At 74.7% G+C, this 16812-nt stretch carries 9 protein-coding genes; all 9 read left to right on the top strand.

The features are described 5' to 3' along the window. Position 1 precedes the first annotated feature (1 nt). The 9 genes from OG852_RS04500 to OG852_RS04460 all read left to right on the top strand — a co-directional run bounded on the left by OG852_RS04500 (position 2) and on the right by OG852_RS04460 (position 16807). Positions 2-3466 carry a hypothetical protein gene (locus OG852_RS04500; RefSeq protein WP_330347145.1) on the top strand — a complete coding sequence of 1155 codons (3465 nt, stop codon included), beginning with the start codon at positions 2-4 and terminating at the stop codon, positions 3464-3466. Further along, on the top strand, positions 3466-5007 hold the full coding sequence (locus OG852_RS04495; RefSeq protein WP_330347144.1) for a hypothetical protein: 1542 nt from the start codon (positions 3466-3468) through the stop codon (positions 5005-5007). The genes OG852_RS04500 and OG852_RS04495 overlap by 1 nt, the downstream gene beginning before the upstream one ends. Positions 5008-5043: 36 nt before the next feature. Then, positions 5044-6435: a hypothetical protein gene (locus OG852_RS04490; RefSeq protein WP_330347143.1), complete on the top strand. Its 1392-nt coding sequence runs from the start codon at positions 5044-5046 to the stop codon at positions 6433-6435. Beyond that, on the top strand, positions 6432-7754 hold the full coding sequence (locus tag OG852_RS04485; protein ID WP_330347142.1) for a protein phosphatase 2C domain-containing protein: 1323 nt from the start codon (positions 6432-6434) through the stop codon (positions 7752-7754). Before OG852_RS04490 ends, OG852_RS04485 begins: the two co-directional genes overlap by 4 nt. Continuing rightward, entirely contained in the window at positions 7751-10234 is a 2484-nt protein-coding gene (locus OG852_RS04480; protein ID WP_330347141.1) for an Hsp70 family protein, read from the top strand. The genes OG852_RS04485 and OG852_RS04480 overlap by 4 nt, the downstream gene beginning before the upstream one ends. Continuing rightward, positions 10231-11055 carry a hypothetical protein gene (locus OG852_RS04475; RefSeq protein WP_330347140.1) on the top strand — a complete coding sequence of 275 codons (825 nt, stop codon included), beginning with the start codon at positions 10231-10233 and terminating at the stop codon, positions 11053-11055. The genes OG852_RS04480 and OG852_RS04475 overlap by 4 nt, the downstream gene beginning before the upstream one ends. 118 nt (positions 11056-11173) lie before the next feature. Continuing rightward, positions 11174-13195, top strand: a complete 2022-nt coding sequence (locus tag OG852_RS04470) for an Hsp70 family protein (RefSeq protein WP_133916770.1) — start codon at positions 11174-11176, stop codon at positions 13193-13195. 16 nt (positions 13196-13211) lie between these two features. After that, on the top strand, positions 13212-15266 hold the full coding sequence (locus OG852_RS04465; protein ID WP_330347139.1) for a dynamin family protein: 2055 nt from the start codon (positions 13212-13214) through the stop codon (positions 15264-15266). Then, positions 15266-16807, top strand: coding sequence for a dynamin family protein (locus OG852_RS04460; protein ID WP_330347138.1), 1542 nt, complete (start codon positions 15266-15268; stop codon positions 16805-16807). Before OG852_RS04465 ends, OG852_RS04460 begins: the two co-directional genes overlap by 1 nt. Positions 16808-16812: the final 5 nt, after the last annotated feature.

The raw sequence follows: 16812 nt of genomic DNA, 5'->3' as shown, positions 1-16812 counted from the left end.
CATGAGTGACGAACTGACCGTAGCCTTCGACCTCCCGCACAGTGGCCCGGCCTCCGGTGTCGTCCCGCTCGGCCGCCGGCAGTTCCGGTTGCACACCGGCCCGGACGGCATCCTCCTGCCCGACGTCTTCCTCCGGCCGGAGGAGCAGAACGGCGGCAGCCGCCTGGTCACCGTCCACCTGCCCGCCCGTATCGAGGTCATCACCCCCAGCGGCGGACTGGTGCCGGCCCACCTCGCCCAGGCCCTGGTGGACTGCTGGGTACCGCAGGAGTACACCTCCCTCAGCGTGGACGGGCCGCGCAAGCTGTCCGCCGACACGCCCCTGCCGACCGCCCTCGTCCACCCCGCCGGCGCACCGCCCGCACCGGACGAGGAACGGCTGCGGCTGGAGGTGCTGTGGAGCGTGGACTTCTCGTCCGACCAGCACGCGGGCACCGCACGGGGCCGCGTCCTGCTGGAGTTCGCACCCCCGGGTGAGGAACCCGGCCCGCCCCCGCCGGTGGAGGACGACGACGACTTCCTCGTCCTGCGCGATGTCACCAGCACCACCCACGAACACGAGTTCGTCGTCGTGGACTTCGGCACCACCGCGTCCACGGCGACCCTGCACGACCCGACGCGGATCAAGGCCCGGCTGGTCGACGAGGCGCAGTCCGGCTCCCTCGCGGCCCACCTCGCCGATCTGCTGGCACCGCCCCCGGAGGCGCCCGCCGAGTGGCGCAAGGACGTGGAGGCCCTGCTCGCCGCGAAGCTCCCGCTGCCCCGCCGGGGCACGGAGATCCAGGGCGCCGACGCACTGGCCAGGCTGGACGACGTCGACGTCGCGGACGCACTCCTGCTGCGCGTGGAGGCTCTGCGGGAACAGGCCGCACCCGAGGTCAAACACTGGCTGAACCACCGCCTGTACCGCGCCTACGCCTCCGTCATCGGGACCCCGCCCCTGCACCGCCACGGACTGCATCCCGTCCACTACCAGGACGACTCCGGCCAGCTCACCACGGCCCCCGCCAGCACCCTGCGGGAGACGGAGTACCCCGACGGTGACCCGCCGCCCCACCCCGCCGCCCGCCGTTTCGCCCTGTACGGGAACCTGACCGGCATCAAGCGGGCGGCCCTGCGGCTGACCCCGGAACCCGTGGTGGGGTCGGACCTGTCGGCCGATCATCTGGCCCAGCACATGTACCTGCTGCTGGTCGACGGCGCCGAACAGATCACGTACGACCCGGTGCCCGACACCATCAGCCGCATGGCCACCGTCGTCGTGACGTACCCGACCACCGTCCTGCCCGAGGTCAAGGAGAAGCTCGGCAAGCTCGTCCGCGCGGCCCTGGGCGGCCCCCGCGTCGTCATGGACTACGACGAGGGACTGGCGGCCGGACTGTTCTTCCTCATGCGGGACCTGACCGACAACCTCAACGCCGGCCTGGAGGCGCTGCGTTCGCGCTGCCGTCGCGTCGGGGACGACCCGCCCACCTGGCAACGCGTCATGCTGGTGATCGACATCGGCGGCGGCACCACCGACATCGCCCTGCTCCGGCTGACCCTGGTCGACCAGACCCCCGAACTCCCCTCCGCCCAGGAATTCGTCGCCGGCCGCGCCTACCGCCTGGAACCCGAACTCCTCGGCTCCACCGGCCACGAACGGCTCGGCGGCGACCTGCTGACCCTCCAGGTCTTCTACTGGATCAAGGCCAGGCTGGTGGACGAACTGAGGCCCCCCGCGCGCCGGCCCGGACCGGACACGACCGGCGCCGACACGGACGAGGAGGGCCCCGCACCGGACCCGGACACCGACGACAGGCCCCGGCGCGGCTACGCCGAGACGGTGGTCGAACAGGCCGCCGACCAACTCGACACCCTGGTCTCCGCCGAGGTGGGCAGGGTCCTCGCGGAGGCGTTGCCGACCGACTGGGCCGGAGTGGAGGACCCGGTCGAGCGCGGCAAGCGCAAGAACCGCTTCGACATGCTGTGGCGGCTCGCGGAACAGAAGAAGCGTGAACTCGGCGCGGCCGACGCGGCCCAGGCCGTTCTCCAGCCCGACAAAATCGCCAACATCCTCAACGCGGCCCCGCACCGGCTCAGCGAGGTCCGCGAGCCGATCACCCTGGACGCCGCGCAGTTCACCAAACTCGTCCAGCCCGTGCTGCGGCGGGCCGCGGCACTCGGCGCGGACCTGGTCCGCAGCTCCTTCCGGCGCATCCGGGAGGAGAACGCGCGACGGCGCGAGCAGGGACTGCCCGAACTGCCCGAGCCACGGCTCGACCAGGTGGTGCTGTCCGGCCGCACCAGCCGGATGGCGCTGCTCGCCGAGCAGGTCGAGGCGGCGCTGCGACAGGACGAGGGCGACGGCGACGGCGAGGACGCACCCGGCTGGTACGAGGCCACCCAACTGTCGGCGGAGACCGCCTACGCCAAGCAGGCGACCTCGCTCGGCGCGGCCTGGGCGCACGCCGTGCGCAACCTCTCCGGACAGATCGACCACCACCACACCAAGGGCGGACGGACCGAGGCCACCGTCCGGCTGAGCGACCTCGACATCCGGCTCCAGGGCCTCTTCTCCAGCCTCCCGGCCGACTTCGGCCCGCGCGGTCACATGGAGCGCGTCACCCCGCTGCTGCGGGCCGGCGACCCCTACGTCGAACTGGACAGCTCGGGGCGGCTCGGCGTGCGCACCGGCTGGAACCCGCTCAGCCGCGTCCTGGGCATCCACCGCTACATCGGACCCGGGGACTCCCTGCAATGGGGCGTGTTCGACCTGGCCCTCGCCGCGAGCGCGGAGGGCTTCACCCCCACCGCCTCCGTCTGGCGCCCGCCCAGCGGCAGCGAGCGCGGGGTGCGCTACCAGCTCGAACTGGACAACCGGCTCGTCCCGCACATCCTGCTGTGCAACGGCCCGGCCCGGCTGCTCGTCGAAGGACGGGCCCTCGAACTCGACGGCGCCGCCCCGGGCCTCGCCTTCGACCCGGACCTGCCGAGCTGCTCCGTGCCCGGCCGGATCTGTGTGAGGGCCGGCACGGACGACGACAGCGGTGCACGACGGCTCGTCGAGGTGTTCCCGCCCACGCCGGCCCTGGACGGAGAGGCGGCGGTGTCACCGGCCGGCTATCTGCCGGAGTCCTTCCACGAGTCGCTCGACCTGCACGAGCTGCCCCAGCCGGGACGCAGCGCACCCATCACCGTGCCCCCCGAAGAGGCCAACGGCACCTTCACCTACGAGTTCTTCCTCGACCGGGACGACGGCGCCCCCGTCCACCTCGGGTACCTCCCGGCCGTCCAGGACGGTCAGCACCACGCCACCCTCGACGTCCGCGGCCGGCTCCGGGTGCACCGCGGCGTCGTTCCCTACCTGCCCGCCGGGTCCCTGCGTCAGGTGGAGGACTTCCCCGGGCGGGTGCTGCGCGAGCGCATGGACCGGCCCACCACGCGGTTCAACCACCACTGGGACCCCAACAGCGGGAGGCACTGATGAACGACGTCGCCGCGGGCCCCGGCCGCCGGCACGATCTCACCGCGCCGCTCACCCGTCTCACCGAAGCGGCGTCCGTCGTCCTGGACCTGTCCACGGCGTCCGGCCGGGCCCTGTTCACCGCGCTGGCCGACTGCTGCCGGTCCCTCGGCGCGGTGTCCGTCTACGAGGAGCCGTACCGGAGCGACCCCCGCACGACCCTGGAGAACTTCGAACGGGTCCGGACCGCACTGCAATGGGTCCTGTACGAGGTCGCCGCACCCGCGGAGGGAAAGAGCGACGACCGGCCGGGCGTCACGCCGGACCCGCCCGCGCCACAGGAACGGGACGAGGAACCGGACGTGGAGCAGGACGAGGAACCGGACGGAGAACCGGACGGAGACCCGGACGAAGAGTCGGACGAAGCATCGGCCGTAGAACAGGAAGACGCGGAACAGGAAGACGGGGAGCAGGAAGACGCGGAGCAGGAAGACGCGGAGCAGGAAGACACGGAGCAGGAAGACGCCGAACAGAAACGGGACCCGGCGCCCTTCTCCGCGTCGGCGGACCCGCCCCGTGACCCGCGTCAGGACCTCGTGGACGCACTGACCGTCCTCGAAGGGGAGCTCTGGCGCGAGCAGGCCCGTCACCTGGGCAAGCCGCCCGCGAAGCGGCGGCCGGCCGGGGCGGCACGGCCTCCCGCGGAGCAGATCGCCGAGCTGTGGCGCCGCTTCCACCTGGCCCTGCTCCGGCTGCCCGCCGACGCCCGGCGCACCTGGCGCGGGCAGGCCGGACGGACCGCCGCCGACGCGGGCTTCGCCGTGGGCCAACGGGACTCCGACAACCCCGACGCCGTGATCCCCGCCCTGCCGGACGGGCTGTGCGACCCCCTGCTGCTGCCGCTCGACCTCGCCGACCCGGCCGGGGCCGCCGCCCGCGCGGCCCCGGACATCCTGCGCGAACTCGCCCTCACACCGGAGGAGACCCTCGCGCTGGACCCCGGCGACCCCCGGCTGGAGTGGGCGGCCCGCGCCGACCAGGCCCTGCGCCTCGTCGAACTCGACCCCGACCTGAGGGTCGCCCTCGTCCACGACGAGCAACCGGGCGGCCTCGCCCGGCGGGAGGCCCGCGAGACCTACCGCGCCGCGCTGCTGGGACATCTGCGCTCCGCGGGACAAGGGCTGCAGGAGGAAGGGTGGACTCCCGACCACCGGCTCGGCGCCGCGCACGAGCTCGACATGGTGCTCGGCGGACTCGTCCACGCCCGGCCCGCGGCCCCCGACAGCTGGTGGTACGAGTGGCGCACCCGGGTGTCACGGCTGCTGGTCCCGCTGGCCAGAGAGGCCAGGTACGAGGTGATCGTCCAGCGCCTGGACGAACTGCGGCGCGACGCGCTGAAGGACTGCACCGTCGCCGGGACCGTCAAGGGCGTCCCGGGGGCGGGCGAGCTGGAGGTGCAGTGGGTGGTGTGGACGCCGCTGCGGCCGTACGGGAACCTCGGGGACAACCGGCACCGCGGCCGGCTCGTCGTCCGTCCCGTCGACCCGCCGTCGCGGGGGTGAGCGATGACCGGTCCCTCCCCGCACCCTCCTCACCCCGTGCGCCCCACCCGCCCGCAGGACGGGATCCTTCCCGCGTGCCGGCTGCTGGCCGACTCCACCACCGGACGGGCGGGCGGTCTGTCCCACCGGCTGCTGGAGGATCTCGGCCTCCCGGAGGACCCCGGCACCCCGCCGGCCCCCGTCCTGCGCGTCGTCGTACTCCGCACGGACCCGGCACGGGCGCTGGTGCCCGTGCTGACCGGGGTCGCGCCGCCCGGACCGGCCGACGCGCCCGCCCCCGTGCCGCACGCCCTCCTCCATCGACCCGGCGCCGGGCCCGAGTTGCTGCTGTCGCCCGGGCGGCGGGACGTACTCGACCGGCTGGCCCGGCGTCTGCTGCGGCACCCGGACGCCCCGGGCCCCTACGAGACACTGACCTGGCTGCGGGTGCGGTGGGCCCAGGGCCGCCGCTCGTTCTTCAGGACGAGGTACACCGGCGAGGACGACATCGCCCGCGTCTGGCCCCGGATCCAGGACGTGACGGCCGCGGGCACCCGACTCGGCGTCCCGGCTGCCGAGACCCTCACCGGGGTCCCCGTGACCCTGGCGGCCGGATTCGCGGGCCCGCCGCTGCCGTGGGCGCTCGCCGAGGAGACCGGCGTCGGCGTGACGGTGACGGACCTGCCCGTCCCGCCCGGCGAAGCCGCAGCGGGCCCGGCGCGCGAGCTGCTCGCCGGCGCGCATCTGGTCGTCGTCGCCGCGGGGCACGCCCAACTGGCCGGCCGTGAACCGCTGCCCGCACCGTTCCGCCCCCTGCTGGCCGCGGCCGTCGGCGGACCGTGCCCCGCGCCCGTCGTGCTCGTCTCCGCCGTCACCCATCGGCGCGGCCTGGCCTTCCTGGACGCGCTCGGCGGATGGCTGCGCACCGTCGTCCCGGAGACCGCGGGGCCCGCCGCGTGGGGGCTGCCCGTGTACGCGGTGGGACCCGAACGCGCCCGGCATGCCCTGGCCGTCCTCAAGGGGCCGCAGGACCGGGGCACCCCCGCCCTCACCCGGGCCCGGGACGCGTGGCACACCTCCGGCATGCCGGAGGTGTGTACCGCCGTGCTCGGCCCGGCCCTGCGCGGGGCGCGTACGACGACGGCCGCACTCGGCACCCGGCGCCTGACCGCGGCACTGCGCGACATCCGGCTCGAAGCGGGCGAGGGAACCCACGGCACGCCCCGGACCGCGGCCGAGGCCCTCGCCTCGGACGTGCCGCCCGAGCGGTTGTGGAACGAACTGGACCGCTTCACGGCGGTGCCGCTGGCCGGACGCACCCTGCGCCGGCTGGAGCGGACCGCGACCGGCGAGGCGCCCGGTGGAGGCGCCGCACCGGGCGCCGGGCCCCGCCGACCGGAGGATCCGGCCGACCATCCCTACGACTCACGGGGAGCCACCACACCATGACCACCTGGCTGATCGTTCTTCTCGCGCTGTCCCTCGTGGTCGACGCCGTCCTCACGGTGCGTCTGCTCCGGCTGCGCCGCACACCCCCGCCACCCGTGTCCGCCCCCGTGCTCGAGCCGTCGGCCCAGGAACTCGGGGACCTTCGCGCGCAGTTGGCGGCGGCGCGACAGGAGACGGGCGCCGTCGAGGAGATGCTGCGGGGACGCAACCTGGAACTCGCGCGGCTGCGGGCGCTCTACAAGGAGACCCAGGACGCCCACGGCACCGAGGCCGAGTCCCCGGGACGCGAGGAGATCGCCGCCGCGCAGCGCCAGGTACGGGCCCTCCAGGACGTCGTACGCCAGGTCACGGGCGAGCGCGACGCGGCGCGGGCGGAGGCCGAGAAGGCCAGGCAGCGCCTGTCCGAGGCGGAGGCCCGCGGCGACGCCCCGTTCGGGCCGGACGAGGTGTCCCCGGCGATCCCGCGGCGCATTCCGCTCGGCCGGGACACGACGTCGGACAGCAGCGTCGACGGCGCCGACCTCGGGCCGGTCGTCGTACGGGCCGGGTCCGTGCGCGGGGACCGCTCACGGGACGAGGGCGAACACCGCCGCGACGCGGTCCTGCTGCGCTTCGCCGAGGAACTGCCCACCCCGACCCTGCTGAGCGTGGTGGCCGCCGGAACCCCGCACGGCCGCTGGACCCAGTCCGCGGCCGACCGCGCCTGCCGCAACCTCGCGGCCCAGGTGGCCCGATACGCGGAACCGCTCGGCCGGCGACTCTTCACGACGACGGACTCCTGCGACGACCTGGCCCCGCTGCTGCGGACGGCTTTCCAGGGCGTCGCCCACTCCATGCGGCTCCTGACCCGCGGCGAGGGCCCCGAAGGCGAGTCCGACGACTCCGCCCTCGGGGTGGCCGTGACCGCGCTGCTGTCCCGGCTCGGCGACAGCAGGCAGCGCGACCACGTCGTGTTCGGGGTGGGCGACGGCGCCCTGATGCTGCTGCGCGACGGCGCCTGGCACTCGCTGTTCACCCCCGGGACGACGGCGGCCGAACAGGGCCTGCGGATGCCCTCCGCCGCGGCACACGTGCGCTGCGCACGCGTGACGACCCGGCCCGGCGACCTCCTCGCCCTGTGCAGCGCCCCCATGGCGGAACTGCTGCTGCGCCCGGAGGCCGGCGCGTGGTTCGCCGGTCGGTGGGCGGGCCGCCAGCCCTATCTGACGACGTTCCTCTCCGAGGTCAACGTGCCCGCCCGGGTGGCCGGCGGAGACCGCAGCGTCGTCTGCCTGTGGGACTTCGGCGACGCCCGCGAGGCCCGGGCGGCCGCCTCATGACAGCAGGCGTCGGCCGCACCGGGACCCTCCCCGCCCGGCTCGTCTCCCTGCTCGCCGACGACCCGCCCGCGGGGACCGGCGAGCGGGAGGAGAACATCCTCGCGGTGGACTTCGGTACGTCCACCACCCGCGCCGTCCTCGTCGCCGCCGACGGCCGGGACCGGGTGGTCAAGGACCCCGTCAGCGGCTCCTGGCGCTGGGCGTCGGCGGTCTTCGCCGACGACGGCTCACTGCGCGTCGGAGCGGCGGCCCAGTCCGGACGGCATCTCGACCCGTCGCGCTACCTGCGGGAGTTCAAGCGGCTCCTCGGCGCGGCGGAGCCGGTGCGGCTCGGCGGCCTCACCGTGTCCTGCACGGACCTGGTGGCCCGGCTGCTCGCCGCCGTGCGCGACGAGGCACTCGCCCTGCTCCCGGCGGACGCCCGGCTGGCACGCGCCGTCGTCACCGTGCCCGCCGGATACGCGCCGGAGGGCATCCAGTGGTCCGCCATGCTCCAGGCCTGCGAGCGCGCCGGGTTCGAGGACACCGAACTGCTTCCCGAACCCGTGGCGGCGGCCCTGGGCAGCCCGCCCCCCGACCGCCCGCAGGCCGGTGCGACCGTGCTGGTCTACGACCTCGGCGGCGGCACCTTCGACACGGCCCTGCTGCGCTACGACGGTGAGCGCGCCGAACCGCCGCGGGTCCTCGGCCACGACGGCCTCGACGCCTGCGGCGGACGCGACATCGACGGCGCCCTGACGAGATGGCTGCGCGCGACCTGCGCGCGCTGGCTGGAGCCCCTGCTCGCCGACACCGAGGAGGCGGCCCCCGCCCGCGTCCTGGCCCTGACCGACTTCGCCCGCACGGTCAAACACCAGCTCAGCGGAGTGGACCTCGTCCAGGACCGGCTCTTCCCCGACTCACCGCCGGTCGCGGTCACCCGGGAGTGTCTCGCCGGCCTCAGCGAGCCGCTGATCGCCCGCACGGTGGAGTGCTGCCGGGCCCTGCTCCACCGCTGCGGGGTGGCCCCGGACGACGTCACCCACGTCCTGATGACCGGCGGCGGCTCCCGTATGCCGGCCGTCCACAGCGCCGTCCACACCGCCTGGCGGCGTCGGCCGGCCCGCGCCGAGGACCCCGACCTCGCGGTGGTGCTCGGCGCCCGGCTCTGGGCCACCCGGCAGCCCGTCAGACGGCTGACGGCCCGGCGGCCGCACCCGGGCACGGAGCCGCTGTCCTGGCACATCCCGGGCGGTTCCGCGCGGCTGGAACGCTGGTTGCGCGCACCGGGCGACGCCTACGACCGGGGCACCGCGCTCGCCCGCGTGCGACTGCCGGACGGCTCGCTGCACGACCTGACCGCCGCGGCCCCCGGCCGGCTGCTGCGCCGGCACGTCGCGCCCGCCCAGCGGGTGGCCGACGGCGACTGGCTGGTGACGAGCCGACGACCGCCCCGGGCCGGAGAACTGCCCGCACCGCCGCCGACACTGGCCGAACCGGCGGTGCCCGGCCCGGTGACGGCCGTGGCCTGGAGCCCCGACGCCCGCAGGCTCCACGCCGCCGGGGACGGATGGCTCCACACGGTCGACACCTCCTCCTGGACGGTGTCGGCCCCGTACCCGCAGGCCGGACGCGGGCGCTTCCTCGGCGTCGACACGCGCGGTGCGCACCTCGTGGTCCTGACCCGGCTGGGGGAACCCGCCGTCGTCGGCGCGGACGCACCCACCCCGGCCCGGGGGCTCGGCGGCGTCCCCCGTCCGGCGCCCGCACCGGGGCCCCTGGCCTGCGGTCCCCGTGGTCTGCTGGCGGTCGCCCGCGACGACGCGGCCGTCCACCTCTGCCGCCTGGGCACGGACGGGGCGGCGGGGGAGACCCTCACCGTGCGCGTACCGGCCGACGGCGGAGCGGACCCGTCCGCACGGATCAGGGGCCTCGCCTTCGACGCCGACGGGCGCCGTCTGACGGCCGTGAGCCGACTGGGCCGTACGCGGGGGCGGATCACCGTCTGGCGCGTCGACGACGGGGAACCGCTCATGGACCTTCGGCTCGACACCCCCGTCGAGAGGGTGGCGTCCGGCGGCGGACTGTTCGCCGTCACCGGCCCCGGATCCAGCGCCACCTCACCCTTCGGCCCCGAGGCGGCCCTATGGCTGGGGGAGTTCGACGCGGCCGGCGGCTCCCGTCCGGCCGCCGTCCCGGAACCGGCCCCCTCGGTGCTGGCCCGCAGAGGCCACGGGTACGCCCCGGCCGTCGCCTTCGGACCGGACGGGCTGCTCCTCGCCGAGGGCGGCCAGGACACGACGGTGCGGCTGTGGGACGTACGGCGCCGCAGCGAGGTCCTCGCCCGCACGGCCGACGGCGTGGTCCGTGCCCTCGCGTTCGCACCCGACGGCCGTGCCCTCGCCGTCGGCACCGACCGGGGACTGACCGTGTGGGCCCTGGACACCGCACCGGACGGGCGGACCGACCACCGCAGACCACCGACAGGGAGGACCCCGTGAGCCCCATCAGCCTGCTCGACCTGTACCGCGATCCGCTGGACACGCTCCGGAAGTCCCTGGACGAGGCTGTTCCGGCCGTCGAACTCGCCGACGCCCTCGCCCGGCTGACTCCCCGGGCCCCCGCCGACGGGACCGGCCCGTCGGCCGCGGGCTACGCCGACGCCGTCAAGTCGGCGATCGCCCTGACCCTGTACGCCGTGCGCGCGTCCCCGGCGCGGACCGACGGCACGCAGGACGACCCGACGGGCGACACCGCCGAGGGACACCCCGGCCGCATGGCCCGGATACGGGCGAGGGTGGGCCGGAGTCATCCGGCCCAGGACGCGGAGCGCACCGGCCCGGACCCCGCTCCCGGTCCGGTCCTGGTGACGGTCGCCAAGGTGCTCGACGGCCTCCGCGCCGCGCTGGAGGAGGCCGACCGCAGGGCAGCCGCCGAGGCGGCGCGGCCCGCCGAGCCACGGCCGTGGAGCGCGGACGACGACCTCCTCGACATGCTGCACGACCTGCTGGCCGCGGGCGTACGCGGGCGGGAGTCCTTCGCGCTGGCCCGGATCGGGGACCTGACCGAGACCCTTTCGGCACACGGCATCCGGACGGTCCGCTACGACCCCGCCGACACCGGCCTCGGCGGTGACCCGCTCCGCTTCGACTTCACCGAGGGCGCCCGGCCCGGCGCCCCCGCCATGACGCTCGTACCCGCACTGGTCGACGTCACCGCCGACGGCAGGACCCTGCGGCGCGGCCGTGTCCGGCCGCCGGCCGCACCGCGCCCCGCCACCGCCGACGGCGGAGCCCCGCCCCCCGACGGGAACACCGACTGACCCCCCATCACACCCGCCCGCACCTCACGCACACCCGCCCGGCCCCCACGACGGGCGCCCCGACACCCACCGCCACACCCCGGGGCAATCCACCAGGGGACGTCACCAGGAGATCCGGATGAACACCGAGCCCACCACCCCCGCACTCCCGGCAGCGGCCGACGACGGCTCCGGCACCGCCGTCATCGGCTTCGACCTGGGCCACGGGGACACGGCGCTGACCAAGGTCCACATCGGCCTGCACACGGGTGCCGCCGCGCTCGGCGACCGCAACGCCCCGCCCGAGGTCATCGAGCTGGGAGGCGACCGCAGGCAGCTCGTCACCGCGGTGGCGGTGACCCCCGACGACGCCGTCCTGGTCGGAGAGGACGCCGTCGCCCACGAGGGACCCAGGAAGTACGTCGCCTTCAAGTCCCCCGACCTGGACGAGGCGGACGTCCGCACCCCGCTGGAGCTGTTCGCACGCCGCGTCGTGGCGGACGTACGCGCGACGCACGTCGGCGACGGCCCGGTCCGCTGGGTCTTCGGCCATCCCTCGGGCTGGACCCCGGACCAGGTCACGGCCTACCGGGACCTCTTCGCGGACGTGTGCGCACCCGACGAGGTCGCCCTCGTCCCCGAGTCGCGGGCCGCGCTGCTCTACGCCCGGGACGCCGGCGACATCCCGGACTCCGCACCCCGCAGCGGCACCGACCTCGCCGCCTCGACCCTCATCGTCGACATCGGGTCGTCGACCACGGACTACACCTCGGTGGTCGACGGCACCGGAAGCCCGGTCGACCACGGCAACGTCGTCCTCGGCGCCCACCTGATCGACAAGGGCCTGCTCGCGCTGGCCGTGGAACGGTCGCCCGACGCACCCCGGCTGCGCGCGGAGCTGCGCGACAACCCCGCCGCCGCCCAGACGCTGGAGATCGCCGCGCGCAAGCTGAAGGAGAAGTTCTTCGCGTACAGCCCGGAACGCCTGCGCGGCAACCCCAGGATGCGGGTGCGCACCACGGAGGAGATCTTCACCCGCGACGACGACATCCTCGCCCTCACCCTCACGATCGACCAGGACGACATGGCCGGGGTCCTCACCGAGCCGCTCCCGGCACTGGACGGCCGCTCCTGGCGGGACGCCTGCCGCCAGGACCTCGCCACGGCCCTGGAACACGTCGGGGGGAAGGTGGAGAGCATCGTGCTCACCGGCGGACCGTCCCGTATGCGCTTCGTCCGGGAGATCGCCCGGGAGCTGGCACCGGAGGCGCAGGTGATCCTCGGCACCGAGCCGGAGTTCGCCATCGCGCGCGGGCTGGCCCTGGCCGGCCGGATGGACAGCCGGGCCCGCGGATTCCGCGCCGACGTCGAGGAGTTCCTCGCCACCGGCACCGTCCGCACCCTCGTCGAGGAGCGGCTCCCGGACCTCACGGGGAAACTCGCCGAGGCCGTGGCCGCCGGCATCACCGAGAACCACGTCGTCCCGGCGGTCCTCGACTGGCAGCGACGCGACATCGTCACCCTCGACGCCATGCGCGAACGCATCGCCGACGGCGTCCGCGCGGAACTCGACAGCACCCGCAATCTCGTGCTGAAGGAGATCATCACGGACTGGATGGCCGGGCTGCGCCCCGAGCTCGCCCAGCACACGGCGGTGATCTGCCGCCGGTGGAACCTGGAGCCGTCGGCGCTGGAGCTTCCCGAAGTGAGCATCGACGGCGGGCGGTTGGCCGTGGACATCGACACGTCCGCCACCACCGACGTCCTGAACAACCTCAGCAACCTGGCCAACTTCGTGGTGTCCGGGATCGTCGCCACCGTCCTGTTCGGCTCCGGCATGGCGCTGGTCATGGTCACCGGACCCGTCGCCGTCCTGGCCGCCGGCGCGGCCGTCTTCCTGGGACTCGACAAGGTCAAGGGCCTCGTCTTCGAGAAGATCGGCGACAAGGACATTCCCGCCGCCCTGCGCCGATCGGGCGGGAAGGACGCCATGGTGCGCAAGCTGCGCGCCCAGGCCCCCCAGCAGGAGGAACAGCTCGCCCGGCAGCTCTCGGCCGGCTTCCGGTCGGCCGAGGACGGGCGGCTCGCCCGGGAGATCACCGCGTCGATCGGCCAGCAGCTCTCCGACGTCGCGGACCGAGTGGAACTCCTCATCCGCTGACAGGAGGACGACGACCATGACCCAGCACGACGCGGCCCGGCCGCACGGCGCACACACCTACGAGGAACTCCGGCGAGAGATCCTCGACCTGTTCCCCGAACTCACCGACCGCGCCCGGCGGCAGGGCGCGCAGGAGGCGCTCGCACGGCTGGAGGCCGCCCACGGGCGACTGACGGAGGGACGGCTGACCGTCCTCGTCTGCGGCGAGTTCGACCGGGGCAAGTCCACCCTCGTCAACGCCCTGCTGGGCGAGACGGAGGAGCTCTTCCCGGTCGGCGCCTCGTACACGACGAACGCCGTCACGACGGTCTCCCACGGGCCCGAGGAACGCATCGACGTCACCCTGGAGCATCTCGACGGGACCGTCGAGGAACGCCGGGTCGAACGCGAGGACCTCGCCCGGTACACCACCGAGCACGACGGCCCGCCGGGGGACGAACGCGTCCTCTCCGTACGGGTGTTCACCCCCAACGCCCGCCTGGCGGGCGGCCTCACGCTGGTCGACACACCCGGGGTCGGCGGCGTCCACCGGGAACACACGGCGGCCACGGCCGCGATCCTGCCCGCCGCCGACGCGCTGGTCTTCGTCACCGACGTCCTGCGCCCCCTCAGCGAGAGCGAACTCGCCTTCCTCGACCGCGCCATGAAGGCGGCGCAGACACTCGGGGACGTCGGCGGGCAGGTCTTCGTCCTCAACAAGACGGACGCGCTGCCCGACCACGAGGAGGCGCTGCGCAACACCGTAGACAAACTCGCCGCCACCACCGGGGTGCCCGCCGACCGGCTGACCGTGGTGCCCGTCTCCAGCCGCGCACGGCTCGACCACCTGGTCTCCGGCGACCCCGAGGACCTGGAGCTGAGCAACTTCACCGCACTGGAGGAGGCACTGTGGTCGGCGCTCTTCCGCAGGCGGGCGCAGGTGCTGCTGGGCGGTGCCCTCGACGCCGTCGACGCCTGCGCGCACGCGCTGGCACGGCCGGTGCAGGCCGAGATGACGGCCCTCGCCGCACTGCAGGAGGACGAGCTCGGCCGCCTCACCGCGCAGGCCGAGGACCAGCAGCGCCGCCTCGCCGAACTCGACGGCAACGGCTCCCGGTGGCGTACGGAACTGCGGGACGCCCTCACCGCGATGCACGCCCGGCTGCGGCGCGAGACGAGCGACGGCCTCGCCCAGGCCTGGGGGCTCGTCAACGCCGACCACCTCTACCAGGACGCCTACCTGGACAACCCGGACCGCCTGCTGTCCGACCTCACGGAGGAGATCGCCCAGCTCCTCGGCACCGCGAACGAGCTGGCGGCACGGGAAGCGGCCCGCGTGGTGCGGGACTTCTCCACCTTCGACGGCCTGCGGCTGACACCCGCCCCGATCGGCCGGCTGCCCACCCCGCCCGTTCCCGCGCTGCCCCCGATGGCCAGGTCCGAGCGCAAGGGTGACGCCGAGCGCCGCAAACTGATGAGTTCCAGTGCCGGGTTCGGCGTGGGCAGCTCGGCCGGCGCCGCCGGCGGATTCGCCCTCGGCGCGCTGGCGGGCACACTGATCTTCCCCGGGCTGGGAAGCACGCTCGGCGGCCAGTGGGGGGCCTTCATCGGCTCCGCGCTCGGCGGCGCCGTGGGGACCGCGGCCGGGTACGGCAACGCGGAGCGGATCATCACACAGGAGGAGACCACCGCCCGGCGCGAGGCACTGCGCCGGGCGCTGGCACCCCTGCGCAAGGAACAGCAGAAGTACCTCGACCAGGAGATCACCACGGTGCTCACGGAGTGGAGCACCGCCGTCGTCACCGAACTCGACAGCCGTGTGGCCCAGGCCCGCCAGACCGCCCAGGCCGAACAACGGCGGCTGGCCGACGCCCGCGAGACGACAGCCCGCGACGCCCTGACCCGCCGCCGCGCCCTCGAGGAGGAACTGCACGAACTGAGCCACCTCAGGCTCCGCGCGGCGACCTTGTCCGAGGCAGCGGCCGGGCTGTATCGGGAGGATGGGCCGGATGGGCCGGATGTGCCGAAAGACGATCCCGCCCCGGCACCGGCTCCCTCACCGTCTCCCGAGCCGGGTGGTGATGTGGGGTGATGGTGCGGGAGCGGGTGTGGGAGGCCTTCGGGCGCGCTGAACGGCGGTTGGGCGGGGCGCAGGAGCTCGCCGCGGCGCGGGAGCGGCTGGCGGAGATACGGGACGGCTTCGGGGCACGCCTGAGGGTCGCCCTCGTCGGCCGGGTCAGCTCGGGCAAGTCGACGCTGGTCAACGCCCTGCTGCGGGAGGAACGCGTCCCGACCGGGGTGTCGGAGCTGACGTTCCAGGTGACCAGGCTGCACCGGGCCGCACGGGAGACGCTGACCGTGCACTACCGCGACGGCCGGCCGCACCGGGTATGCGCCGTCGAGGAGTTCCGCGCGTGGGTCGTGAGCGCGCACGAGGACTCCGGACGGCAGGCGGAGCTGAGGGCCGTGGACCGGCTCGACCTGGGGCTGCCCCACAGCGCTCTCGACCGGTTCGACCTCGTGGACACCCCCGGACTCGACTCCTGGCTCGGTGAGGACTCGGCGCGGACACTGCGCTTCCTGGGCCGCACGGGAACCGACCTGAGACATGCCACGGTGGAGCACGCGAGCCGCGCCGACGCGCTGGTCCTGGTGTTCGCCTCCGGACTGGCCGACTCCGAGGAGCGGCTGCTGGCGGAGGTCACGGGGTCGGGGACCCGCGGCGTCGAACCGCTGACCGCGGTCGGCGCGCTCACGAAGGTGGAGCACTACTGGCCGTCCTGCGCGGATCCGCTCGCCGAGGCGCGACACGTCGCCGACCGACTCATGCACCGCTCGGGGGGCCGCCGTACCCTCTTCGAACTCGTCCCCGTGGCCGGGCGGCTGGCCACCGGTGCGGCCGCCGCCACCCCGCGGGACATCGCGGACCTCACCGCACTCGCGGACGTGGACCCGAAGACGCTGACCGCGCGCGTCCGCCGCGGCCCGTACTTCGTCTCCCGCGACTACGCGGACCTTCCCGTTCCACCGGAGCGCAGGGAGGCGCTGTTCCGCCGGTTCGGCGGCTACGGCATCGTCCTCGCCTGCGACCTGATCCGCGAGGGGCTCACCGACGGTGCCGCCCTGCTGCGCGAACTGCGGTGCCGCAGCGGCGTCGAGCACCTGGGGGACGTGCTGGTGGACCACTTCGGCAACCGGGCCACCGTGGTCAAGCTCGACCGTGCCGTACAGGAGGCCCGGGCGCTTCCCGCCCTCGCGGACACCCGATGCGACGCCTGGGTCCGCTGGCGCCTGGAGGAGGCGGCCGAGGAGGTGACCCGGCTGCGCCTGACCGAACACGTCTTCGCCGAGCTGCACCTGCTGCGCCGCCTGTACGACGGGACCCTCGCCTGCTCCCCGAGCGAGGTCGCGGAGATCCTGCGCCTGACCGGCGAGAAGGGCGACAGCCCGGCGTGCCGGCTCGGGCTGGACGAGGACTGCGACGTCGACACGCTGGTGCGGACCGCCCTGCGGCGGCAGGCGTACTGGGCGGCCGTGGATCTCGACGTCGCCCGGGGGCCGGAGGTGGCGGAGGCGGCCCGGACCGTGCGGCGCAGTTACGACCTGCTCCTGGACCGTGTCCAGCGAGCGTGAAAGGA

The sequence above is a fragment of the Streptomyces sp. NBC_00582 genome, assembly GCF_036345155.1.
Classification (GTDB): Bacteria; Actinomycetota; Actinomycetes; order Streptomycetales; family Streptomycetaceae; genus Streptomyces.
This window is presented reverse-complemented; position numbering and strand designations above follow the sequence as displayed.